Origin of the sequence: Pseudomonas sp. OV226, assembly GCF_003148705.1 — a bacterium.
GTDB lineage: Bacteria > Pseudomonadota > Gammaproteobacteria > Pseudomonadales > Pseudomonadaceae > Aquipseudomonas.
Map to the genome: position 1 here is coordinate 129,593 of NZ_QGGS01000012.1, position 23,036 is coordinate 152,628.

Sequence of the window (23,036 nt, forward strand, 5' to 3'; positions counted from 1 at the left end):
GGCGGCTTTGGCTGCCGACGAATACTCGACCTGAACCGCATCAATGGAGAAAGACATGCTCTACGAACACGTCGACACCGCAGTCATCGATGGCGAATCGCTGCCGTGGATACCCTTTACGCCCTATGCGGAAAACGTCCTGCTGAAGTACTTCAAACTTGACCCGATCCGGGGTGAATGGATCGTCATGATGAAGGCACCGCTGGACATGCAACTGCCCAAGCATCACCACACCGGGACGGTGATGGTTTACACGATCGAAGGCCAGTGGAAATACAAGGAGCATGACTGGATCGCCGGCCCTGGCAGCATCGTGTACGAGACGGCGGCATCGACTCACACGCCTGAAGTCGTCAGCACGGGAAGCGCAGATGGGTATGTGCTCACGCTGGTTCACGTGACCGGCGATCTGGCGTTCCTGGACGGGAACGACAACATCGTCGCGCTCGAAAACTGGAAGTCCGGGTTGAAGCGTTATCTCGCCTGGTGCGAGCAACATGACATCGCGCCGAAAGACCTCACGGCATTCAACTGAGTAACAGGTATTGCCGCGAACATCGCGAATCGGGCGGGCGCGCCAAGGCGCTCGCCCTCGTCGTTAGAACTGTTCGAGATACGTTAGGAGCAGTTCGTTGACCTGTTCGGGGCTTTCTTCCGCGGCGCTATGACCCACGCCGGGTAACAGCACCTTGTTCTGCAGCCCGGGTAAATAAGTGTCGAGCTGGTCGTAGAGACCGCGGATTTCGACCGGTTCCAGTGAAGGGTCGGCAGCACCACCGATGAACAGGCTTGGCTGGCGCACCACCGCACCGTCGAGAAACGCGGTGATTTCCCAGTTCCGGTCGCGACAGCGGTAGTAGTTTAGGGCACCGCTAAATCCGGTGCGGGAATATTCGGCGACGTAGTAATCAAGCGCCCGCGCGCTCAGCCATGACGGGAACTCGCCCTTCGGTTCCGTGAAGGCGTTGAGAATGGGCTCACCTGGCTCGACGAACAGACGCCAGCGTTCAGCGCCGACAGCACTGCCGGAAATCGAATAGAAAACACTACGCAAGGTCTTGCGCGGGTCGCAGGCCAATTCGCGATCCGGCTTGTCGAGCTGCTGGAAATACAGGTGGTGATACACCCTGCCCTTGGCCATTGCCTGCAAAGCTACGGTCGGCTTGATCTTGCCACGCGGTGGCACCGGCGTATTGAGCATCACCAGGCCACGGAACAGATCCGGCCGCAGCATGGCCGCCGCCTGGGCCACCCAGGCACCCAAGTCGTGCCCAATGATCACCGCTGACGTTTCGCCCAGAGTCGCCATCAAGCCCACCATGTCGCCGACTGCCTGACTCATGTCATAGGCTTCGATGGCATCGGGTCGATCGGTTTGCCCAAACCCCCGCTGATCGGGGACCACGACTCGATGCCCGGCCTCGACCAACGCCCCGATCTGGCGCCGCCACATGTACCAAAGATAAGGAAAACCGTGCAGCAGAATGACGAGCGGGCCCTGCCCCTCGTCGATGTAATGCATGCGAATACCGTTGAGTTCGGCAAAGCAGTGATTGAATGCATCGGGATCGTCGGCGTCCGATCGCTCTATTGCCACTTGCTTCTGACCGACGCGCATAGCGGTGCGCTTGTTCATTTATCTACCTCCATCCTTTTTTGGTTGTTGGCCTGAAGGTAGCCGTGACAAGGCGTCCTGCACTAAGCTGCGCAGGACACAATCTTGTGAAATTGGGACACGGGGACACATGTATACCCTGACGCGAAGTGCCAGCCTTACCGACTATGAGCAGGTTGCCCGTTCAGTGGGGCTCGATCCCTTTCGTATGCTGCGTTTGGCCAAGTTGCCGGCCAGTGTCCTCGACGATCCGAATATCATGATCAGCATCGATTCGGTGGGTTGGCTGCTGGAGGAATCAGCCCGCCTGTCCGGTCAGGAAGCCTTCGGGTTGTTGCTCGCGGAAACGCGACACCTGTCCAACTTCGGCATGCTGGCGTTGCTCATCCGCGAAGAACCAACACTTCGTGCCGCCTTGCAATCGTGTGCGCGGTACATGCGTCTGCATAACGCCGGGGTGCAGTTGCGACTTGAAGACGCAGGCGACCTGGTGCTGCTACATGTGGGTGTGAATATGCAGGGTGGGCACGGTGTCTGGCGCCAGGCTATCGAACAGTCGACAGGTATTGGCCTGCGGACGTTGAGCGTACTGACGCGCAATACGTTTCGCCCGGTCAGGGTCAGTTTTACTCACGAGCGCCCTTCCAGCCTTGAAGTGCACCAACGAGTGCTGGGTGCCGCTATCGAGTTTTCCCAGGAATTCAACGCCATTGTTTGCCGCGCGCGCGACCTGGACATGCCCATTCCCGCGGCTGACCCCGCGTTGCATCGCGAGGTGAAGCGAACGCTGGACATGCAATTGGCTAACCTGCGCGACGAACCGGCGCAGCGCGTACGCCAGATCGTCAAGATGCTGCTGCCAAGCGGACTGTGTTCTGTCGACGGGGTTGCCCAGCATCTTGGCATGCATCGACGCACCCTTAACCGACACCTGGCGACCGAGGGAGAGAGTGTCACAACGATCATCAATGCTGTGCGTGCTGAACTCGCCGAAGAGTATCTGGCTAACAGCAAACGCCGATTGTATGAAGTTGCCGAACTTCTCGGTTTTTCCTCTGCCGGTGATTTTTCACGCTGGTTTCGCAGTCAGTTTGGCAAGACACCTTCCGATTGGGCTGCCCGCTATCGAGAGAGCAAGGCAACACCACCGCTTTAACCCGCCTGCTGTGTCCCAATAAGCGAAGAAAATGTCCCGCCATGCCCATGGCGTGACTCTCGCGCTTCCTACTATGGGTCCGCGGTCCCTTCTTAACTGAGAGGGGCCAGTTCATGCGCCGGATACCCATCTCCCGCCTTGCCGCACCTGCAAAGACCGGATCAACAATAACAAGCGCCGCCGTCTATCAAGGCACGATTTCTCCTGCCTGCCCACGACCCGGCCAAGAACCATCGAAATGGAGACGCAATGCGAGTCGAACAATTGACCTGTGCCATCGGCGCGGAACTGCACAACGTGAATCTGGGCGACGCAGTGCGCGACGACGGCTTGTTCAACGAAGTGTATGCGGCACTATTGAAATACAAGGTGCTGTTCCTGCGCGATCAGGATCTGGACAAGCTCTCACGCCGCGATCACGAAGCATTTGCCCTGCGCCTCGGCCAGCTCGAAACCCATCCGATGCTCCCCAGCCACCCGGAGGCCCCCGGTCTCGTGCAAATCTACAAGACCCCGGAGAATCCGGCGGATCGCTACGAGAATGCGTGGCACTGCGATGCCACTTGGCGGGAGTCGCCGCCGATGGGCGCTGTGTTGCGCTGCATCGAATGCCCACCCACCGGAGGCGACACCATGTGGGCCAACATGGTGTTGGCTTATGAAAAACTGCCAATCGATGTGAAGCAGGAAATCGACAGCTTGATCGCCAGCCACAGCTTCAACGCTTCCTTCGCTGCCGCCATGCCGAAGGAAAAGCGCTTGGCGATGAAGGCACAATACCCCGATGCCGAGCATCCGGTAGTGCGTACCCATCCCGAAACCGGCGAAAAGGTGCTCTTCGTCAATGCCTACGCGACGCACTTCGTGAACTACCACAGCCAGGGACGCGTCCGTGTCGGCCAGGACTACAACCAAAAAGGCGTCGACCTGCTGAAGTACCTGATTAGCCAGGCCTACAACCCCGAGTACCAAGTCCGTTGGCGCTGGAAGCAAAACAGCGTGGCGATATGGGATAACCGTTGCACCCAGCACTATGCAGTGATGGACTATCCGCCCTGCCATCGCAAGATGGAGCGCGCGGCCATCATCGGCGACAAACCCTACTGACAAGTAAAGCGGCCCAGAGACGAGAGATGCTTCAGAGTGTCTACTTTGGGCCGACTATAGCCTTTTACGACAGGCAGAAAACAACCAGAAAGCGTCGGTCGACAACGACAACACTGGCTGTTTAAATTTGCGGCCTTCTCAATACAAGGTATCCCCCCTGAATGACTGATGCCTTCCAGGGCAGCTGCCTTTGCGGCGCCGTCAAGTATCGGGTCTTGTCACAACCTAAAGCGCTGTCTCACTGCCATTGCAGCCAATGCCGCAAAAGCCATGGGGCAGCCTTTGCCAGCTATGGCAGTGTGTTGCGCGATGATCTGCAACTTATTCAAGGCGCCGATAGCCTCAAGTCGTACCCGTCCTCTGAATCCGTACTTCGGCAATTTTGCCATCAGTGCGGCTCGTCGCTGTTCTGGTCAGCGAGCCAAGGCGAATACTCTGACTGGATCTCGATAGCGCTAGGGACTTTGGATACAACACTGCCCTCGGCCAAACAAAAACACGTTCAGGTGATGTCCAAGGCTTCGTGGTACGAAATTCTGGATCAATGGCCGCAACACCAGTGATCGCAATGGGTCGGAAATGCTCTGTACCTCAAAGATCAAAGTGCCCTCAGGCAACGGCGACAGTGCAGCGTAGATCAATGCACTGTCGCCCCTCGGTCAGGCCTTGGTGCTGCGTACAACCGGCACCGCCACCACTGACTTCCTGGCCAGCAGATAGTAAAGAACACCCGGCACCACCAACCCGACGATCCAGGAAATATCCACCCCGCCGAGTTGCGCGACCATCGGCCCGGAGTAGAAATGCGTGTCGACAAAAGGCAGCTGGATCAATACGCCGCTGACGTACACGCTGATCCCCAACACGTTCCAGCGACCATAACGCCCCGCCGGGTCGGACAACGCCGGGATGTCGTAGCGCTCTTTATTGATGAAGTAGTAGTCCACCAGGTTGATCGCGCTCCACGGGGTGAAGAACGTCAGCAAGAACAGGATGAAGTACTTGAACGAATTCAGGAACGAGTACTGGCCGACCAGTGCGAGCGTGGTGGACGCCGCGACGATCAGCAGCACAAACAGCATGCGCTGGCGGGCGGTGATTTCCAGGCGACTGCGAAAACCGCTGATGATGGTGGCCACGCACATGAAGCTGCCATAGGCGTTGAGTGTGGACACAGTGACTTTGCCGAACACCACGCTCAGGTACAGCAACGATGCCATCACCCCGGTGCTGCCCAGGCCGACGATAGTCGCCACTTCGTGACCGCGGAAATTGGCGCCGGCCAACGCGGCAGCGAACACGCCGAGCACCATGGAAGCCTGGGCGCCGAGTACGGTTCCCAGGCCGACGGCGGCGAAGGTTTTCCAGGACGACGTTTTGCTCGGCAAGTAGCGCGAGTAGTCAGCCACGTACGGGCCGAAGGCGATCTGCCAAGAGGCCGACAACGACACCGCCAGCAGGAATGTGCTCCAACCGAAGTGGCGGTTTTCCAGGAGCAGGCCGATGTCGTTGAGGGTCATCAACCGAGTAAACAGGTAAGCGAAGGCGATGATGCCGAGCACGCTCGCTACCCGTCCGACCAGGTGAATCACCCGGTAGCCGAAGATCGTCAGGAACGCGATGCAAGCAGCAAATATCAGGATGCCGGTGCTGTCACTGACACTGATCAACTGGGCAATCGCCTGCCCCGACAGGACCGCGCCGGTCGCGCTGAAACCGAGGTACATCAGGCACACCAGCACAATCGGGATCGCCGCGCCGTAGACCCCGAATTGCACACGGCTGGAGATCATCTGCGGCAGCCCAAGCTTCGGTCCCTGAGCGGCGTGCAGCGCGACAACTGCACCGCCGAGCAATTGGCCGATCAGCAAGCCGATCAACGACCAGAACACATCACCGCCCAACACCACGGCCAGCGCCCCGGTGACAATCGCGGTGATTTGCAGGTTGGCACCCAGCCACAGGGTGAACTGGCTGTAGAGGCTGCCATGACGCTCGGCCTCGGGAATGTAATCGATCGAGCGTGTCTCGATCAGGGGACTTCGTTGCTGACTATCGCGGACCTGGGTCATTATTTTTATTCTCTTCAAAGGTAAAAGGCATCCACACAATCCAATGTGGGCATGGGTAATGCCGAACAGCTAAGCCATGACGCGATCCGTAGCAGCTGGCGAAGCCTGCGTCCGGCTGCGAAGCAGTCGTGAAATCAGACGATGCGGTGTTTCAGGAAGAACGCAAACTCAAGATTAACGACTGCTGCGCAGCCGGACGCAGGCTTCGCCAGCTGCTACAGACATTGCGTTACAGCAAAAATTGCTTAGCTGATCGGCATTAGCCGGCATGGGCTATTTTTGTTGTTCGGTCATGGCCACTTGTCCCGCGAACGGCGCCTTGGCCCACACCACCTTGCCGCCGACTACCGTCATCAGCACCGAGTTACGGGCCAACTCGTCCTCGGGCACTTGCATGAAGTTTTTGTCGAGCACGATCACGTCAGCAAACTTGCCGACCTCGACCGAACCCACGACTTTCTCCAGTTTCAGTTGCTCGGCGGCGTTGACCGTGATGGTGCGCAGTACCTCGGCACGCGACAGCGCCGGGGCGGCGTTGAGTCGGCCGGCGTACTTGGGGCCATAGCTGTGCGGGTTCAGCGGGTCGCCTGAACGGGTGACACCGATCTTCAGCGCCAGGAACTCATCGAGCGGGTCAACCGGCCAGTCGCTGCCATACGCCACACGGCCGCCAGCGCGGGCGATGCTGCCCGACGGCTCCATGCGGGCAAAACGCGCAGGGCCGAGGTGATCGCTGGTGCCGTCGACTGTGGACGGCGCCTGCTGCGCCCATTGGAAGGACATGTTGGCGGTCACGTCGAGCGCCTTGAAACGTCCGTAGTCGGCGGGGTCCACGGACTCGTTGTGAGTAATGGCCGGGCGAAAGCCGTTGCCGGGCAATTGCTGGCGCACGTATTCGATGCCGTCGAGCGAGTCACGCACGGCGCGGTCTCCGGTGGCGTGCAGGTGCGGGTCGAGACCGGCCTGCACGGCTTGCAACAGCAGCGGCTTGAGCACTTGCGGCGGGAAATACAGCTCGCCGACGTTTTTGCCCGGCGCCCATTTCGGCGCCTTGTCGGTGCCGGCGTTGTGCAGGTACGGCGCCAACATCGCACCGGTGTCCGCCGGGGCATTGATGATGCCGTCCATGAACAATTTGACGTGACGCATGCTCACACCCGGCGCGACGTTGGCTTCGCCCTGATCGTAGGTGGCGGCCATTGCCTTGGCCTCAGCGATGGTCTTGGCCGGATCCGCCGCTGCCGCAGCCGGGTCCAGTTTGATCGCCAGCAAGGCCCGCGCGGTCAGTTCACCCGACTGCTGCAACGTGGTGAACGCCTTGCCATTCTCCGGCCCCGACAAGGCATCGAAGAAACTGGTGATGCCCTGCTGGCGCATGGCATCGAGCGCGGCGCGGGTCTGGTTGAGTTTTTCTGCGTCGGTGGCGGGTGGCACCACGGCGGCCATGGCATCGGCAGCGCCGTCTTCGCAGATGCCGGTCGGGTTGCCGGCGCTGTCGCGCACGTACTTGCCGTCACCTGGATTGGCCGTGTGCTTGTTGATGCCGGCGACCGCCAGGCCGCGAGAGTTGGTCAGCACGGTATGAAAATCGGTGGAGCGGACCTGAATCGGCCGATCCGTCTTGAGTGCGTCCAGCGTCGACTTGTCAGGGTCACCGTCGAGGCCATCCATGCCCATGCGATCCCAGCTGCCCACTTCAAGCCAGACATCGGGGCCCTTGCCCTTGTCGGCATCCAGGCATGCCTGAATGGTTTCCTGGAACACCTTGCGGGTCATGGTCTGATATTTCAGGTCGCACAAGGTCATGGCGCGGCCGCCGTCCCCCGGGTGCATGTGCGCATCAATGAAGCCCGGCATCAGCATGCGCCCCGCCAGATCGATCAGCTGCGTTTGCTGGCCGATGTACGAGGCCGCCCCTTCGTCGTTACCGACATAGACAATCTTCCCGCCCGTGATGGCGATCGCTTGCTGCACCGAATTCTGCCCATCGACGGTGTAGACATAACCGTTGCGCATGACCATGTCGGCCGGATGGGAACCCTGCGTCTGGCACCCCACCAACGCCATACCGGACACTGCGGTTGTCGCCGCCATGGCGATAAAAAGCCTGGAAAATTTCAACTGCCTCACCTCTGTTTTTATAGTTTTCGAAGTGGCCCGAACAGCCTGCGCACAAGCCCTTGATATGCAGGGCATACCCTATAGCGCGCGGCGGTTATATGGACCTCTGCAAATGAGGAGGGGTCAGTGATTGATCAGGCGAAATCGGGGGGCGTCACGGTGATTCGCGGCGTGCCTGCACTGACAGGACAGACCCCAACTCGATCTTGCTCTTCACCCCGAGTTGCAAATAGCAGTTGCGCAGATAGGTGCGCACGGTCGAGGGGCTCAAGCCCAGGATCCTGGCAATTTCCTTGTAGGAGTGCCCGGCGGCGAACAGCATCGCCGCCGTTCGTTCGCGTGGGGCCAGTACTGCCCCGCGCGACTGCGCTTCGAGAGACAGAATGACGTGCTCGGCATTCGGGGTGAGGGTCAGCGCACACCGCCCGAGACGCATGACACACGGTGCCTTTTGCAGTTGCGCGATCACGGGCGCGGGCAGCATTGAACCGTGCCACCCCGCCACCTCGCGCTGAATGACAGCGCAGAGATTGGCGCCCACGTACAGCAGCGTGCCGTCCAGCCGCGCGACCCCGAAGTCGCTGGCGCCGTTACCGGTGTCGAAGCGGATCATGTCTTGCACCTGGAATCGCCATAACTGCAACAGGTGGTCGCAGAACGCTGAAAACAACGCGGCTTCACTGTCGTTGAATCCGGGGGCGTGTGCACCGCGATAGAGGCAGACAAAAAACATCAAGCCGCTTTCGGGCAGCTCGAAGGTGATGCACATCGGGTGGTAGAGGTCGTGACGGCGAGCGAATGCGTCGACCTCTTCATCGGGATCGGTGAACCCGCTGTCGCGCACCACTTCGCCGGGCTGGTTCAAGGTGTCATGGGAAAACTTGTCGCTGCCCGCACTCTTGTGCCATTCAGCAGCAAACGATTCAGGCAGGTCGATGCGCCCGTGCATCCAGCTTTTGGGCGCCACGTTGGCGTGCGACGTGGACATCTCGCCCCACCAGGCGGAAGCAAATGGCACCAGTTGGCGAAAGGCTTGCAGTCCGTCTTCGATGAATTGCGAGGCACCACGCTCCCGAGCCAGCCGCCCGAGGTGCAACACACAACGATTGAATGCCTTGAGCATCGCCATCGACGGTGTGCCGCCGAGCTCTACACCCTCCTCCATCATCTTGATCCCGTTGGTTTTTCGCCGACCATGCCACAGCGGTCGCGATGGCGTCCAGCAGCCCTGTATTCATGCGCCATCCGGCAACAGTGTTTGTCTTGCGAGCCGCTGTTTGGGGGTTGGACAAACCCCTAGCATCGTCCCTACCCGATGAGCATTCAGCCTGTGCTCACAGGAAGCAAAGGGATGATCAATCCGGTCATCCTCAAACGATACGGTGAACACCATGAACCTTTCGAAAATCGCAATCCTGCTGGCGTTTGCCAGTGCCGGAACACAGGCTTGGGCCGACGATAGCGCTTCAACTACCAGGCTCTCGGTTGAAACCTATACCTACGCCACTCAACTGGACATCAAACGGGTGATTAGCGTGAGCGACGTCGGAGACCAGTGCGGCCCGGGTCCCGCGCAAATGACGTATGAAGACTCCCACGGTCAACAACACGTCCTTCAATATCAAGTGATGGGCACCGGGTGTTCAAACGGTTGAGACAGGTGCAGGCGATGGAGGGTCGACACTCCATACCGACGGCACTGGCGACTATCTGCTGATTGCCGAGCCGACGATTTTTTCATCTGAGGCCAGCAAGACCGGAATGTAGTGTTTAAGAAACTCTACCCAGGTTTTTATTTTCGCATCGACGAACTTTCGTGACGGGTAAATGGCGAAGACATTCAGCTCTTCAAAGTGATACTCAGGCAGCACCCGCACCAACGTCCCCGCTTTCAAACCCTCTACTGCAGAAGCAATCGGTTGAATCCCGATGCCCATCCCTTGAGTAATGGCAACCGTCATCGCATCGGCCGTGTTGACGTGAAAGGGAGACAACGGCGTACTCACTGTCACCACGCCTTCAGGCCCTTCAAATACCCAGTTCTCAGTCGGCATCACGGTATTCACGATCCGCAGGCAATCATGTTCGCCCAGTGAACCTGGCGTGTCGGGCACGCCGCGTTTTTTCAAGTACGCGGGCGAGGCGCACAGGATGCTGTAGGTAATGCCCAGCCTCTGCGCGACAAACCCGGAATCGGCCAGATCCCGTGCCAACACAATCGACATGTCATAGCCCTCCTCCAGCAAATCAGGCAGCCGATTGGTCAGGGTCAAATCGAACATCACCGATGGGTGGGTTTCTCTGTATTTGGCGATGGCGTTGATCACGTAGTGATTGCCAATGGCGGACATCGCATGAATCTTGAGGCGGCCCATGGGCCTGATTTTCGCCGTCCCGGCTTCCTCATCGGCATCACGCATCTCGTCGATGATCTTCTCGCAGCGTTGCAAATAGCGCAGCCCCGCCTCGGTCAGGGCCAGGCGCCGGGTCGTGCGGTTGATCAGGCGTGCCTGCAACCTGGCCTCCAGGCTGGAGACGGCTTTGGAAATATGGGTGGTCGTGGTGTCCAGCGTCTTGGCCGCCGCCGTAAAGCTGCCGCTTTGGGCAACGGCTATGAAACATCGCATGGTCTGGAAAACGTCCATCGTTTTCGCCTCGGCGCAAGATTGATGTGCAGGAATAATAGCGCCGGCCAGGCATCAGGCCGGCGCTTTGGCGTGCATTACTTTTGGCGCGGGATGAATCCGGGGACTCCCGTTTCAACGACCGAGTTGAAGCGCACCCGGGTCGTAATATCGTCCTGAATTTCACGCATGGCCCGATGCGGCAACGTGGAAAGATCAAAGTTTTCCTGGATATGGCTCAGTGTTGCAGAGGTGGTCAGAAACGCCACGCCACGCTGTACCGACCAGGCCAACGCGACTTGCGCCGGGGTTTTGTGCACGTGTTTTGCGATGCCGGTAATCACCGGGTCTTCGAGTACGGCGGGCTCCATGCCGTGGCCGAGTGGGGCAAACGCGAGGACGATAATTCCATGCTGCTTGCAAAACTCCAGCAGCTCCCATTCCGGCAGATACGGATGGGCTTCCACCTGCACCACGGCAGGTTTGATCCGCGCCACTTCGACAATCTTCTGAAGCGCCGGCAAGGTGATGTCGGACAAGCCGATGGTCTTGCAGCGTCCTTCATCCACCAGGCGTTCAAGGGCCTGCCAGGTTTCGATCAGCGTCACGCCCCCGTCATAAATGATGTGGCCGTAGATGTCCCTTGGGTCCTGGTCATCGCCGGGCTGAAAGGCAAAAGGCGTATGGATCAGATAGCAATCGATGTAATCCACCTGAAGCCGTCGGCAACTGGCCTCGAACGCCGGCAATACGCGCTCCGGACGGTGGTTGGTGTTCCACAGCTTGGTGGTGATGAACAGGTCCTCGCGCCGGGCTTTGCCCGTGTCGAGGAACGCTTTGATCGCCACGCCCACGCCCTCCTCGTTTCGATAACGCTCGGCGCAATCGAAATGACGAAAGCCTGTTTCTAGCGCGTGAGTGACGGCTTGGGTGGTAACGCTGAGGTCCCGGAACAATGTGCCGAACCCAACGGCTGGCATCGCTACCGATCCATGATTGAGCGCAAATTTTGTTTCGCGAAGTTCATCGTGAAAGGCTTCATATGACATGTCTTGACTCCACTCTCTCTGGCCGCAGCCGTTACTGATATGAACGTTTCGGTGCTTCACGACTGGCCACCCGTTGCTCGAAAACGCCAACGGAATTGCCGCCGAGCGCCACAAACAACTGAACGGTGTCGAGGTACTGCGCGGTCTTCACCCGGATGTGCCCAAGCAACGCCTGCTCATAGGCGTGCTCTGCTTCCAGCACCTGGAGAATGCTGTTTTCGCCTTGGGCATACGCTTGCTGGTTCAAGCGAAAACTACTGTCGGCGGCACGTAAGGCGTCCTCCTGGGCCAGGTTTGCCTCGGCGTCATGGTTGATGGCTTGCAGCGTGTCGGCGACCTGACCGAACGATGTGATGACGGTTTGCTGGTAGTCAGCGAGCGACGCGTTGTAGCCGTCGACCGCCGCCTGGCGCTCAGCCTTGAGTGTGCCCCCATTGAAGATCGGCCCCGCCACCCCGGCGGCGAACCCCCACAGTGCGGCACCGCCATTACCGGATGCCGACTGCGCAAGAAACGCGGTCAGCTCCACATGGGGATAGAGGTTGGCGGTCGCGACACCGACGGCGGCGCTGGCCATGTGCAGTTGCGCTTCGGCTTGCAGCACGTCCGGCCGGGTGTGGGCCATTTCCGAGGGCAAACTGACCGGCACGCCCGACGGCAAGGCAAACTCGCCAAGGTCGAAGTCGGGTGCGATCCAGTCGGCCGGGCCTTTGCCCGTCAAAATCGACAACGCATGCCGGGCCGAATCGCTCTGTTGAGCGAGGGGCGGCAGCAGCGTGCGGTCCTGTGCAAGCCGGGTTTCGGCCAGCGACACGTCGATCTGCGTGGTGGCGCCATTGGCATGCGCCATGCGCACCAGTTCGAGGTTCTTGATGTCATTGGCCAGCAGTTTTTCCACGGCTTGCATCTGCGCGTTGGCAGAGGCCATCAACAAAACCTGGCTGGCGACATTTCCCGTCAGGGTCAGGTACGCCGCTTCGTAGCGATGTTTCTGGAAGGCTGTCAGCGCTTCCTGCTGTTCGACCTGTCGCTTGTTACCGCCGAACACGTCCAGGTCAAAACCAACCCGTGGACCGATGGCATAGAAGTTCGAGACAACCGGCTCCGGCCCGTTGTGGGTGCGTACGCGACCGGCCTGAGCGCCGAAATCAACCTGCGGATACAGCGCACCTTGCGCCGCCGCGACGGAGGACGCGGCCTGGCGGATCGTGGCATCGGCAGCCACAAGTTCAAGATTGCCGTCGATGGCCCGGCGCACTACCTGATCGAGTTTTGGCGAGCGAAACGCAGACCACCAATCGCCAGTGACCTTCTTGCCCAGATCAATGTTGCCGCTCTGGCCAAGACGCTGCTCGGCCTGTTGGTCAAAGTGCTGCGACTGGCTGGGTGGCGGTATCTGATAATCGGGGCCTACCGCACAGGCGGACAGGAACATCAGCACCGACACTGCGCCAAACGTGGTTTTCAACGGCTGTGCATTGATGAAGCGCGCATTGGATTTCATGAGGCAAACTCCACGAAAACTAGTTGGTCGCAACGGGCTTGCGAAGAAAGATCACCAGTGGGCTCACCACCAGCATCGCGAACATCAAAATCTTGAATTGGTCGATCACGGCAATAAACGCCGCTTGCCCGGTGATCATTTCGTTAAGCCCCGCCAGTGCTTGCAGCGAGCCCGGTGCGGAATGCGCGACGGCGCCGTAGAGCGTGATATTGCTGGCCAGTGCCATGTGCATCGCGTGCATGTTGTTGAAGAAAAACAGCTGCACAATCGCAACGCCCAGGGTGCTTCCGTACACGCGGGACAAATTGAAAAAACCGGTGCCTTCCGGGCGCAACGCGGGGTCGAGCGTGCTGAACGCGACCTTGGTCAGCGACGGCATCAAGATGCCGATTCCAATGCCCTGCACCGCCCCGGCCACCGCCACCGGCGACGCGTCCATCAGCGGCGAATAGCCGAGCATCATCCAGTTGGCATACGCCACGATGGCGACACCTGCTGCCACGAACAGCCGACGGTCGAAACGCTCGGGCACTCGCCCCATCAACAGAAACGCACCGACCAGTCCCATGCCACGCGGTATCGTCAGGGCACCGGTGGTGTCAGGCGGGTAGCCGAGAATTTCATCGAGCATCGGCGAGGTCAGTGCCATGGTCGACAGCAGCACGAAACCCACGGCGAAAAAGATCACGGTCGACAGCATGAAGTTGCGGTCGTTGAACAAGCGCTTGTTGAGGAAATGCACCTTCGCGGTCAGCACATGCACCACGAACAGGTAGAACCCCAGTGCACAGCCGATCGCTTCCAGCCAGATCTCGGGGGAGGCAAACCAGTCCAGGCGTTCACCGCGATCGAGCAACATCTGCAGGCTGATCAGCGACAGCGTGAAGGTGCCGAAACCAAAGAAATCGAACGTGGGACGTTTCTCGGCCTTTTTCTCGGCAAGCAGCAGCGCCATCACCAGGAAGATAAACGCCGACAGCGGCAGGCTGATGTAGAAGATCGGGCGCCAGTCGAAATGTTCGGCCACCCAGCCGCCGATGCTCGGGCCGCTGACGATGCCCAAGAGCACGATGGCGGTCCACGTCGCGCCAAACTTCGCGCGTTTCTCCAGTGGCAGCGTTTCCATGGCAATCGCCATCGACAGCGGTGCCAGCACGCCACTCGCCAGGCCCTGAATGATGCGCGCGCCGATGAATTCCAGCGGCGTCGTCGCCAGGGTGGCAAGCCATAAGCCCAGCATGAACATGAACAACGCGGTTTGGTAAACCCGCTTCAAGCCATAGCGCCCGGCGAGCCATTGAGCAATCGGCATCGTGATCGCGCTGGCGGCAAGGTACGAGGTGAAGATCCACCCAGCCTGGTCGTCGGTCATCGACATACTGCCCTGGATCAACCGGAGCACGGCATTGGGCAACGGCAGGTTGGCCGATTGCATATAAGTCGCAAGCAACGCGGCAAACCTTAACGCGCGCGCATTTTGAGGTCTGGCAGGAATGGCGTTCATCAGGAGGCACCTGCGGTCAACAATGCTTTGATTGGATACCACCACGACGTGCGATGCCCGGTATCGACCTTGACCGTGGCGCTGATCCCCGAGTAGAGCGGCATCTGCGGGTCGACCTCTTCGAGTTCGAGGCGTACCGGTACCCGCTGCACCACTTTGACCCAGTTGCCGGTCGCGTTTTCGGGCGGCAGCAGTGCGAAATCCGAACCGGCGCCGGGGCTCATGCTGACCACGTGGGCTTTGAATTCGTGATCCGGATAGGTATCGATGCGGATCGTCGCACTCTGGCCCGGGCGCATGTGCGCCACCTGCGTTTCACGGAAATTGGCCTCGATCCACACCTGGCGATCAGACAGCAGCGCAAACGCCGGCGCACCGTTGTTCACATAGTTGCCAACCTGCAAATCGTCGACTTTGGCCACGATGCCATCGTCCGGTGCATACACCGTTGCGTAGGACAGATTGAGCTGCGTTTCATCAAGCTGCGCCTGGGCCTCGCGAACGGTCGGGTGGCTGTCGACGTTGATGTTCGGGTTGCCGTTCAAGGCAACCACCGTGCTCGCGATCTGCTGTTCGATGGAGACGATTCGTTGCCGTGACACTTTCAGGTCGGTGTCTGCACGTTCATAAAGGGACTTCGAAACGAACTCGGAAGCGACCAACGCCTTCTTGCGGCCAAACTCCTTTTGATCGAAATCGGCCGACTCTTTGGCCGATTGCAGTTCCGCCTGTTGCTGGCGGTAGCTGGCCTTGAGCCCATCGATGCGCAACCGGGCAACGCTCAACTGCGCTTGTGCGCGGTCAACGGCGATTTGCAATGGCTTGGGGTCGATGCGGAACAACACCTGGCCCTTGCGAACCGGCTGGTTGTCCTCGACTGCAATGTCGATCACCTGGCCGGACGTGCGCGCATTGATCGAGGCCTTCGCCACACGGGCGTAGGCGTTATCGGTCGACATGAAAGGCTGGCCGGCCATGTAGTGTGCGTAGCCAATCGCCGCAAAGAGCGCCGGCAGGCCCACCATCAGCAGGGGACGCAGTGTCGCTTTAAGCAGTTTCCTGGCAGGCGTGCCTGTCGGGTTCGGCCCTGGGTGCTCAAAGGTTTGTGTCGCTGGAATGTCGAACTGTTTGGTCATGATCGAATACACCTTTAACCGGGAAGTCGGGGGCTAATACCCACAAAGAAACAGCCATGCCGTGCGCAGTCAGAAGGATCGCTCCGCCGCACCGTGTTTCGTCGCCGCAATACCCAGTTCGAGCTCCGCTACAACAAACCTTGAAATCAGGAACTTCTGGTTCCTTAATTTTGTGCGATGGTGTAAGAATATTCCTCGACTCACCTCCGCACAAGGATTTTGTACGCCATGGCACAAAAAAAGATTACCGAAGCAAAAGTCCGGGGAAGACCCCGCGCCTATGACCCGCAGACCGCATTGCAGCAAGCGCTTGGTGTGTTCTGGAGTACCGGTTATGCCGCCGCTTCCCTGGACAGCATCGCCACCGCGGCCGGCATGAATCGCCCCAGCCTCTATGCCGCTTTCGGTGACAAACACGCGCTCTACATCAAAGCGCTTGAGCAATATTGGGAATTTGCCGCCGCCGCCATGCACGAGGCGTTGACGGACCAGCAACTGACCCTGCGTGAAGCGTTGATGCGTTTCTATGAAGGTCAGCTGTCGATCTACTTCTCGGGCGAAGGCCAACCCCGTGGCTGCTTTGCGATCGGCACCGCAACGACCGAAGCCGTGGAAGATTCTGAAATCCGTGAGGTATTGTCAGATCGCCTGAGCCGACTCGATGCCGATCTCGAAGCACGCCTGCAAACCGCAATCACCACCGGAGAATTGAAAGACGACGTCGACCCGACAGCCCTCGCCGTCCTCGCCTCCTCCCTGCTGCACAGCATTTCGATACGGGCACGGGCGGGAAAATCCCGCGAAGAACTGACTGAACTGGCACGCAACGCCGTCAACGTGATCTGCGGTTGAGAGATTTTATGGCGGGCGAAAGACTCGAAGACATTCTGGCCGAACAGCTCGACGTGATTTTTTGCGGGATCAATCCGGGTTTGACGGCCGCCGCCCAAGGGCATCATTTTGCAGGCCGGGGCAATCGTTTCTGGCGCACCCTGCATCTCGCCGGGTTCACCCCCGAGCAGGTGCGCCCGGAAAACGACCGGACGATTTTGCAGTATCGCTGCGGCTTGACCGCCGTGGTCGAACGGCCTACAGCGAGCGCAGATCAGCTGTCGCGCGATGAGTTCATGGCCGCCGCGGCAAGCTTCGAACAGAAGATCGCCCGCTACGGGCCGCGCGTTGTGGCGTTTCTCGGCAAAGCGGCGTACTGCGCGCTATCGGGCCGGCGCGACATTCCCTGGGGACTACAACCCGACACCTTCGGTCATGCACAGGTCTGGGTCTTGCCCAATCCGAGCGGGCGAAATCTTGCGTTCTCGCTTGATCAACTGGTGGGCGCGTATCGCCAACTCCATCAAAACTTGCACAAATCGACAGTAGGCTAAGCTAAGGGCAGCTTATTGCGCACGATGCTCGCTCCGGCAGGGTTTGGGTTTTTCTGAAGAGCGTCTGCAACAGCTATTTCAGACAGGCCCACACTATTCACGCAGGACTGACGTGATGACCGAGCCCCAACTCAGCTTTGATGAACTGAAGCGTGCCGCCGCGTCCGGCGAAATTGATACCGTCCTGGTCTGCATGGTCGACATGCAAGGCCGATTGGTCGGCAAACGATTCCAGGTCGAATTTTTCATCGACAGCGGCCATGAAGAAACCCACTGTTGCAACTACCTGCTGGCCGACGACATCGACATGGAACCCGTGCCGGGTTACGCCGCCGCCAGTTGGAGCAAGGGCTATGGCGACTTCGTGCTCAAACCCGACATGAGCACGTTGCGCAAGGTGCCGTGGCTGGAGTGCACGGCGCTGGTGCTCTGTGATGTGCTCGATCACCACCATCGACGCGACTTGCCGCACAGCCCGCGGGCGATCCTGAAAAAGCAGGTCGAGCGCCTGCGCGAGCGTGGCTATACCGGCATGTTCGCCTCGGAGCTTGAGTTCTATCTGTTCGACGAGACCTACGAGTCCATCCACAAGCGCAACTACTACAAGCCCAAAACCGCCGGCCACTACATCGAGGATTACAACATCCTGCAGACCACCCGCGAAGAGCCGGTGCTGCGGGCGATTCGCAAGCATCTGCAGGCCTGCGGCATCCCGGTGGAAAATTCCAAGGGTGAATGGGGCCCGGGGCAGGAAGAGATCAACATCCGCTACGCCGATGCCCTGACCATGGCCGACCACCACGTCATCATCAAACACGCCTGCAAGGAAATAGCGCAACTGCAAGGCAAGGCGATCACGTTCATGGCCAAGTGGCGCTATGACGCCGCCGGTTCCAGCAGCCACATCCATAACTCGCTGTGGGACAAGAACGCCAAGAAGCCGCTGTTCTTCGACGCCAAGGCCGAGTTCGGCATGTCGACACTGATGCGATCCTGGGTGGCCGGGCAGCTCAAGTACGCCAACGACATCACCTGCTTTCTCGCGCCCTACATCAACTCGTACAAACGCTTTCAGGCTGGCACCTTTGCTCCGACGCGGGCCGTGTGGAGCCGCGACAACCGCACCGCCGGCTTCCGGTTGTGTGCCGAAAGCAGCAAATCCATCCGCATCGAATGCCGCATCGGCGGCGCCGACCTCAACCCCTATCTGGCCTTTGCGGCCCTGATCGCGGCGGGCCTGGCCGGCATCGACGAGCAGCTCAACCTTGCGCCGCCCTTTGAAGGTGACGCCTACCTCGACGAACACCTGCCTGAAGTCTCCAAGACGTTGCGCGAAGCCAGCGCCGCGCTCCAGACCTCCACCATGTTGCGTGAAGCGTTCGGCGATGAGGTGATCGACCACTACGTGCACACCGCCGAATGGGAGCAGAAAGAGTACGACCGGCGGATCACCGACTGGGAATTGCAGCGCGGATTCGAGCGCTATTGAGCAGAGCATGACCGCCATGATCCAACTCATCTCACCGGTCGATGGCCGGATTTATGCCGAACGCCAATACGCCGACGCGACGCAGATCGAACACACGCTGGCGGCTGCCGCAGACGCCCAGGCGCACTGGAAACGCCGGCCTCTGAGCGAGCGCGCCGCCCTGTGCAGCGCCGTGGTGGACGCAATGCTGGCGATGAAAGACGACATCGTCCCGGAACTGGCCTGGCAAATGGGCCGCCCGGTCCGATATTGCGCTGGGGAATTGCGTGGTTTCGAAGAACGCGCCCGCCACATGATCGCCATTGCCCCCGAAGCGCTGGCCGCGATTGAACCCACACCGGTCGCGGGGTTTCGTCGGCTTATCCAGCGTGAACCGCTGGGTACGGTGCTGGTCATTGCACCCTGGAATTACCCTTACCTGACGGCGGTGAACACGATCATTCCGGCGTTGATGGCCGGCAACAGCGTCATCCTCAAACACGCCTCGCAAACGCTGCTGGTCGGTGAACGCTTTGCGCAAGCGGCGGCCCGCGCCCATCTGCCCGCCGGCCTGTTCAATAATCTGTTGCTGAATCACGACCAGACCGCCGCGATCATCGGTTCCGCACGCGTGCAGCAGGTGAACTTCACCGGCTCGGTGGGCGCCGGCCACGCGATGGAAAACGCGGCCACCGGGCGCTTCCTCGGCCTGGGCCTGGAGCTCGGCGGAAAAGACCCGGCCTACGTGCGGGCAGACGCCCACCTCGACCACGCGGTGGAAAACCTGGTGGACGGCAGCTTTTTCAATTCCGGGCAGAGCTGCTGCGCCGTCGAGCGCATTTATGTCAATGAGAAAATCTACCCGGTATTTGTCGAGCGCTTCGCCGCGCTGACTCGCCAATACGTGCTCGGCAATCCTCTGGACGAAGCCACCACCCTCGGCCCACTGGTGACACCGGGCGCTGCGGTGTTCGTTCGTGGTCAGATCGCCGAAGCGCTGGCCCTGGGCGCCAAGGCACTGATCGACCCGACCACGTTCCCGGCTGACGCGCCGGGCAGTGCTTACCTCGCGCCGCAGGTTCTGGTCGACGTCACCCATCAAATGTCGGTGATGCGTGATGAAAGCTTCGGTCCGGTGGTCGGCATCATGCCGGTGGCCAGCGACGACGAAGCCATCGCCTTGATGAATGACAGCGAGTTCGGGCTTAGCGCCTCGATCTGGACCCAAGACCTCGCCGCCGCCGAACGTATCGGCAACGAAATCGACACCGGCACCGTATTCATGAACCGCTGCGATTACCTGGACCCGGCCCTGGCCTGGACCGGGGTGAAAAACAGCGGGCGCGGCGTCACCCTGTCGCGCCTCGGTTATGAACACCTGACCCGTGCCAAATCCTTCCATTTGCGCCATGAGATCTGAGCCATGAGCCTGACCGGGAATTGGAATTACCCCACGAGCGTCCACTTTGGTGTCGGCCGCATCGCCGAACTCGCCGACACTTGCCGCAGCCAGGGTATCGAGCGACCGCTGCTGGTCACCGACAGCGGCCTGGCGCGTGCGCCGATGACCATCGCCACACTGGATGCCCTGCGCGCTGCCGGCCTCGGCGTCGCGTTGTTTTGCGACCTCAAGCCGAACCCGGTGGAAGCCAACCTGGCGGGGGGGCTCGACGCCTGGCGCGCCGGCAACCACGACGGTGTGGTCGCCTTCGGCGGCGGCAGTGGCCTGGACATGGGCAAGCTCATCGCCTTCATGAGCGGCCAGACGCGCCCGGTCTGGGATTTCGAAGACATCGGCGACTACTGGACCCGCGCCGACGAAAGCCGCATCGCCCCGGTCATTGCCGTGCCGACGACCGCGGGCACCGGTTCGGAAGTGGGCCGTGCGGCGGTGATCATTGATGAACGCACCCACACCAAACGCATCATCTTCCACCCGAAAATGATGCCGCGCGTGGTCATCAGCGACCCGGCCCTGACCGTCGGCATGCCGGCCAAAATCACCGCCGGCACGGGCATGGACGCGTTGGCCCACTGCCTTGAATCCTACTGCGCCCCCGGCTTTCACCCGCTGGCCGATGGCATCGCCGTGGAAGGCATGCGCCTGGTGGCCAACGCGCTGGTGCGCGCCGTGCACATGCCGTCCGACCTTGAGGCGCGCGCGCACATGCTCGCGGCAGCGGCGATGGGCGCCACCGCGTTCCAGAAAGGACTGGGCGGGATGCATGCCCTGTCGCATCCGGTGGGCGCGCTGTACGACACGCATCACGGCATGACCAATGCGACCTTCATGCCGTATGTCCTGAAATTCAATCGCCCGGCCATCGAAGAACGCATCACGCGCCTGGCCGCGTATTTACGCCTGCCCTCCCCCAGCTTCGACAGTTTTCTGGCCTTCATCCTCAAACTGCGCAAAGACATCGGCGTACCACACACGCTGGTCGAATTGGGGGTGGATGATCAACAGGCCGACCTGATCGCGGACATGGCGATTGTCGACCCTTCTGCCGGCGGCAACCCGCTGCCATTGACGCGGGCCGGTGCGGCGGAAATTTTCGACGCGGCGTATCACGGCCGCCTGTAGAGCAGTTGACTGTCGGCGCCCGACTTTTGAATGCAGCGCACGGACAGGTGGGAGACAGGAGCAGTACGACAAGGGGTTGAAAGCCAGACCGTCCGGAACCCCGGATGGATGCGTATCAAAACCTGATGGGGCACACAACATGAATCCAGCAAGCCAACCCGGCACCGACACGCCGCATGACGACGACGTCAAGGTGCTGCACAGCATGGGCTACGCCCAGCAGCTCTCGCGACGAATGGGGGTTTTCTCCAACTTCGCGATTTCCTTCTCGATCATTTGCATCCTCTCGGGCGGGATCAACTCACTCGCCCAGGGCACCTCCGGCGCGGGCGGCGCGTCCATCGGCATCGGCTGGCCGATTGGCTGCCTGATCTCCGGGGTGTTCGCCATGGCCATGGCGCAGATTTCCTCGGCGTACCCCACCGCTGGCGGCCTGTATCACTGGGGCTCGATTCTCGGCAACCGCTTTACCGGATGGCTGACCGCGTGGTTCAACCTCTTGGGGTTGGTCACCGTGCTGGGTGCGATCAACGTCGGCACCTATTACTTCTTTTTCGGTGCCTTCGGACCGGCACTGGGCATGGAAGACACGACCACCGTCCGGGTGATTTTCCTCGCGGTGCTGACGGGCCTCCAGGCCTTGTGCAACCACCTGGGGATCGGCCTGACCGCCAAGCTGACTGACTTTTCCGGGTACCTGATTTTCGCCACAGCGCTGGCGCTGACCATCGTTTGCCTGATCTCGGCGCCCAGCTATGAAGTCGCGCGGTTGTGGACCTTCAGCAATTACTCCGGCGATGCCGGCGGCGGTGTCTGGCCACAAGTGTCGAACGGCTGGATTTTCATGCTCGGCCTGCTGCTGCCGATCTACACCATCACCGGCTATGACGCCTCTGCGCACACCTCCGAGGAAACCCGCAATGCGGCCGTTTCAGTGCCACGCGGCATGGTCATGTCGGTGGTCTGGTCGTTGCTGTTCGGCTGGGTGATGCTCAGCTCGTTCGTACTGATGCTGCCGAACATGGACGAGGCGGCCAAACAAGGCTGGAATGTCTTTTTTTGGGCCATGAACGCGCAGGTCAGCCCGACGCTGAAAATCGCGCTGTATGTGGCGATCTTCATCTCGCAGATCCTCTGCGGCTTGGCGACGGTAACCTCGGTTTCGCGCATGATCTTCGCGTTCTCACGTGACGGCGGCCTGCCCTGCTCCAAAGCGCTGGCCTCGGTCTCGCCGACCTTTCGCAGCCCGGTGGCCGCGATCTGGACCGGTGCCACCCTCGCCGTTTTGTTCGACTGGGGATCGTCGGTGATCTCGGTGGGGGCAACGCCGGTCTATACGATCGTGGTGTCCTGCACGGTGATCTTCCTGTTCTTCTCGTTCATCATTCCCATCGTGCTGGGCCTGTTCACCTACGGGACCTCGAAATGGCCAACCATGGGCCCGTGGAACATGGGGCGCTTCTGGTACACCGTGTTTGCCCTGCTCTCGGTGCTGTCGATGATCATTATTTTCGTCATCGGTATCCAGCCACCGAACGATTGGGCGCTGTACATCACTATTGGTTTCCTGGTGCTGACGGCCATCGTCTGGTTCGGCTTTGAAGCCCGCCGCTTCCAGGGGCCGCCGGTGGGCGACATGATCGTCAAGCGTCAGGCAGAAATTGCAGCGGCTGAGGCGGCGTTGAACAAGCGCGCTTGAAACTAATCGCCT

20 protein-coding genes are annotated in these 23,036 nt (G+C 60.2%); 11 read left to right on the forward strand and 9 right to left on the reverse strand.

Features of this window, described 5'->3' with window-relative positions; genetic code table 11:
- Positions 1 to 55 precede the first annotated feature (55 nt).
- A complete protein-coding gene (locus C7534_RS19655; RefSeq protein WP_046030525.1) occupies positions 56 to 535 on the forward strand; it encodes a 2,4'-dihydroxyacetophenone dioxygenase family protein in 480 nt (159 codons plus the stop codon).
- A 63-nt stretch (positions 536 to 598) separates the two neighbouring features.
- Here the strand turns inward: C7534_RS19655 and C7534_RS19660 are convergent, their stop codons facing one another.
- Positions 599 to 1,636 carry an alpha/beta fold hydrolase gene (locus C7534_RS19660; RefSeq protein WP_218278080.1) on the reverse strand — a complete coding sequence of 346 codons (1,038 nt, stop codon included), beginning with the start codon at positions 1,634 to 1,636 and terminating at the stop codon, positions 599 to 601.
- A gap of 109 nt (positions 1,637 to 1,745) precedes the next feature.
- Between C7534_RS19660 and C7534_RS19665 the strand changes: the two genes are divergently transcribed.
- From C7534_RS19665 to C7534_RS19675, 3 genes are all read left to right on the forward strand, one after another.
- A complete protein-coding gene (locus C7534_RS19665; protein ID WP_077431908.1) occupies positions 1,746 to 2,771 on the forward strand; it encodes an AraC family transcriptional regulator in 1,026 nt (341 codons plus the stop codon).
- A gap of 249 nt (positions 2,772 to 3,020) precedes the next feature.
- Entirely contained in the window at positions 3,021 to 3,878 is an 858-nt protein-coding gene (locus tag C7534_RS19670; protein ID WP_109786749.1) for a TauD/TfdA dioxygenase family protein, read from the forward strand.
- 161 nt (positions 3,879 to 4,039) lie between these two features.
- On the forward strand, positions 4,040 to 4,441 hold the full coding sequence (locus tag C7534_RS19675) for a GFA family protein (protein ID WP_077431906.1): 402 nt from the start codon (positions 4,040 to 4,042) through the stop codon (positions 4,439 to 4,441).
- 96 nt (positions 4,442 to 4,537) lie between these two features.
- On the opposite strand, the gene C7534_RS19680 is transcribed toward C7534_RS19675, so the two are convergent.
- The 3 genes from C7534_RS19680 to C7534_RS19690 form a co-directional block, all read right to left on the reverse strand.
- Positions 4,538 to 5,950, reverse strand: a complete 1,413-nt coding sequence (locus tag C7534_RS19680; RefSeq protein WP_109786750.1) for a purine-cytosine permease family protein — start codon at positions 5,948 to 5,950, stop codon at positions 4,538 to 4,540.
- Positions 5,951 to 6,223: 273 nt separating this feature from the next.
- Positions 6,224 to 8,071, reverse strand: coding sequence for an amidohydrolase (locus tag C7534_RS19685; protein WP_109786751.1), 1,848 nt, complete (start codon positions 8,069 to 8,071; stop codon positions 6,224 to 6,226).
- A gap of 154 nt (positions 8,072 to 8,225) precedes the next feature.
- Positions 8,226 to 9,236: a helix-turn-helix transcriptional regulator gene (locus tag C7534_RS19690; RefSeq protein WP_046030534.1), complete on the reverse strand. Its 1,011-nt coding sequence runs from the start codon at positions 9,234 to 9,236 to the stop codon at positions 8,226 to 8,228.
- A 226-nt stretch (positions 9,237 to 9,462) separates the two neighbouring features.
- On the opposite strand from C7534_RS19690, the gene C7534_RS19695 reads away from it, so the two are divergent.
- Positions 9,463 to 9,726 (forward strand): DUF2790 domain-containing protein, encoded by a 264-nt coding sequence (locus C7534_RS19695; RefSeq protein ID WP_077431903.1) that lies wholly within the window; start codon positions 9,463 to 9,465, stop codon positions 9,724 to 9,726.
- Between the two features lie 51 nt (positions 9,727 to 9,777).
- Here C7534_RS19695 and C7534_RS19700 read toward each other — a convergent pair whose 3' ends face one another.
- From C7534_RS19700 to C7534_RS19720, 5 genes are all read right to left on the reverse strand, one after another.
- Positions 9,778 to 10,716 (reverse strand): LysR family transcriptional regulator, encoded by a 939-nt coding sequence (locus tag C7534_RS19700; protein WP_109786752.1) that lies wholly within the window; start codon positions 10,714 to 10,716, stop codon positions 9,778 to 9,780.
- A 77-nt stretch (positions 10,717 to 10,793) separates the two neighbouring features.
- Positions 10,794 to 11,744 (reverse strand): aldo/keto reductase, encoded by a 951-nt coding sequence (locus C7534_RS19705; RefSeq protein ID WP_109786753.1) that lies wholly within the window; start codon positions 11,742 to 11,744, stop codon positions 10,794 to 10,796.
- A gap of 31 nt (positions 11,745 to 11,775) precedes the next feature.
- Complete coding sequence (locus tag C7534_RS19710; RefSeq protein WP_109786754.1) at positions 11,776 to 13,248, reverse strand: efflux transporter outer membrane subunit; 1,473 nt, start codon at positions 13,246 to 13,248, stop codon at positions 11,776 to 11,778.
- 19 nt (positions 13,249 to 13,267) lie between these two features.
- Positions 13,268 to 14,752 (reverse strand): DHA2 family efflux MFS transporter permease subunit, encoded by a 1,485-nt coding sequence (locus C7534_RS19715; protein ID WP_109786755.1) that lies wholly within the window; start codon positions 14,750 to 14,752, stop codon positions 13,268 to 13,270.
- On the reverse strand, positions 14,752 to 15,888 hold the full coding sequence (locus tag C7534_RS19720) for an HlyD family secretion protein (RefSeq protein ID WP_109786756.1): 1,137 nt from the start codon (positions 15,886 to 15,888) through the stop codon (positions 14,752 to 14,754). The genes C7534_RS19715 and C7534_RS19720 overlap by 1 nt, the downstream gene beginning before the upstream one ends.
- 228 nt (positions 15,889 to 16,116) lie before the next feature.
- On the opposite strand from C7534_RS19720, the gene C7534_RS19725 reads away from it, so the two are divergent.
- The 6 genes from C7534_RS19725 (at position 16,117) to C7534_RS19750 (ending at position 23,024) form a co-directional block, all read left to right on the forward strand.
- Positions 16,117 to 16,740 (forward strand): TetR/AcrR family transcriptional regulator, encoded by a 624-nt coding sequence (locus C7534_RS19725; protein WP_046030553.1) that lies wholly within the window; start codon positions 16,117 to 16,119, stop codon positions 16,738 to 16,740.
- An 8-nt stretch (positions 16,741 to 16,748) separates the two neighbouring features.
- Positions 16,749 to 17,273 (forward strand): G/U mismatch-specific DNA glycosylase, encoded by a 525-nt coding sequence (gene mug, locus C7534_RS19730; RefSeq protein ID WP_046030556.1) that lies wholly within the window; start codon positions 16,749 to 16,751, stop codon positions 17,271 to 17,273.
- Between the two features lie 115 nt (positions 17,274 to 17,388).
- Positions 17,389 to 18,762, forward strand: a complete 1,374-nt coding sequence (locus tag C7534_RS19735) for a glutamine synthetase family protein (protein WP_046030559.1) — start codon at positions 17,389 to 17,391, stop codon at positions 18,760 to 18,762.
- Positions 18,763 to 18,769: 7 nt separating this feature from the next.
- Positions 18,770 to 20,161 (forward strand): aldehyde dehydrogenase family protein, encoded by a 1,392-nt coding sequence (locus C7534_RS19740; RefSeq protein WP_109786757.1) that lies wholly within the window; start codon positions 18,770 to 18,772, stop codon positions 20,159 to 20,161.
- Positions 20,162 to 20,164: 3 nt separating this feature from the next.
- Complete coding sequence (locus C7534_RS19745) at positions 20,165 to 21,325, forward strand: iron-containing alcohol dehydrogenase (RefSeq protein WP_109786758.1); 1,161 nt, start codon at positions 20,165 to 20,167, stop codon at positions 21,323 to 21,325.
- 139 nt (positions 21,326 to 21,464) lie between these two features.
- Positions 21,465 to 23,024 carry an amino acid permease gene (locus C7534_RS19750; RefSeq protein ID WP_046030566.1) on the forward strand — a complete coding sequence of 520 codons (1,560 nt, stop codon included), beginning with the start codon at positions 21,465 to 21,467 and terminating at the stop codon, positions 23,022 to 23,024.
- The last annotated feature ends 12 nt before the right edge of the window (positions 23,025 to 23,036 follow it).

What these genes read in the sequence shown, in the direction of transcription:
- C7534_RS19655 (WP_046030525.1), top strand. Translation starts at nt 56, where the DNA reads ATGCTCTACGAACACGTCGACACCGCAGTCATCGATGGCGAATCGCTG.
- C7534_RS19660 (WP_218278080.1), bottom strand. Translation starts at nt 1,636, where the DNA reads ATGAACAAGCGCACCGCTATGCGCGTCGGTCAGAAGCAAGTGGCAATA.
- C7534_RS19665 (WP_077431908.1), top strand. Translation starts at nt 1,746, where the DNA reads ATGTATACCCTGACGCGAAGTGCCAGCCTTACCGACTATGAGCAGGTT.
- C7534_RS19670 (WP_109786749.1), top strand. Translation starts at nt 3,021, where the DNA reads ATGCGAGTCGAACAATTGACCTGTGCCATCGGCGCGGAACTGCACAAC.
- C7534_RS19675 (WP_077431906.1), top strand. Translation starts at nt 4,040, where the DNA reads ATGACTGATGCCTTCCAGGGCAGCTGCCTTTGCGGCGCCGTCAAGTAT.
- C7534_RS19680 (WP_109786750.1), bottom strand. Translation starts at nt 5,950, where the DNA reads ATGACCCAGGTCCGCGATAGTCAGCAACGAAGTCCCCTGATCGAGACA.
- C7534_RS19690 (WP_046030534.1), bottom strand. Translation starts at nt 9,236, where the DNA reads ATGGAGGAGGGTGTAGAGCTCGGCGGCACACCGTCGATGGCGATGCTC.
- C7534_RS19695 (WP_077431903.1), top strand. Translation starts at nt 9,463, where the DNA reads ATGAACCTTTCGAAAATCGCAATCCTGCTGGCGTTTGCCAGTGCCGGA.
- C7534_RS19700 (WP_109786752.1), bottom strand. Translation starts at nt 10,716, where the DNA reads ATGGACGTTTTCCAGACCATGCGATGTTTCATAGCCGTTGCCCAAAGC.
- C7534_RS19705 (WP_109786753.1), bottom strand. Translation starts at nt 11,744, where the DNA reads ATGTCATATGAAGCCTTTCACGATGAACTTCGCGAAACAAAATTTGCG.
- C7534_RS19710 (WP_109786754.1), bottom strand. Translation starts at nt 13,248, where the DNA reads ATGAAATCCAATGCGCGCTTCATCAATGCACAGCCGTTGAAAACCACG.
- C7534_RS19715 (WP_109786755.1), bottom strand. Translation starts at nt 14,752, where the DNA reads ATGAACGCCATTCCTGCCAGACCTCAAAATGCGCGCGCGTTAAGGTTT.
- C7534_RS19720 (WP_109786756.1), bottom strand. Translation starts at nt 15,888, where the DNA reads ATGACCAAACAGTTCGACATTCCAGCGACACAAACCTTTGAGCACCCA.
- C7534_RS19725 (WP_046030553.1), top strand. Translation starts at nt 16,117, where the DNA reads ATGGCACAAAAAAAGATTACCGAAGCAAAAGTCCGGGGAAGACCCCGC.
- mug (WP_046030556.1), top strand. Translation starts at nt 16,749, where the DNA reads ATGGCGGGCGAAAGACTCGAAGACATTCTGGCCGAACAGCTCGACGTG.
- C7534_RS19735 (WP_046030559.1), top strand. Translation starts at nt 17,389, where the DNA reads ATGACCGAGCCCCAACTCAGCTTTGATGAACTGAAGCGTGCCGCCGCG.
- C7534_RS19740 (WP_109786757.1), top strand. Translation starts at nt 18,770, where the DNA reads ATGACCGCCATGATCCAACTCATCTCACCGGTCGATGGCCGGATTTAT.
- C7534_RS19745 (WP_109786758.1), top strand. Translation starts at nt 20,165, where the DNA reads ATGAGCCTGACCGGGAATTGGAATTACCCCACGAGCGTCCACTTTGGT.
- C7534_RS19750 (WP_046030566.1), top strand. Translation starts at nt 21,465, where the DNA reads ATGAATCCAGCAAGCCAACCCGGCACCGACACGCCGCATGACGACGAC.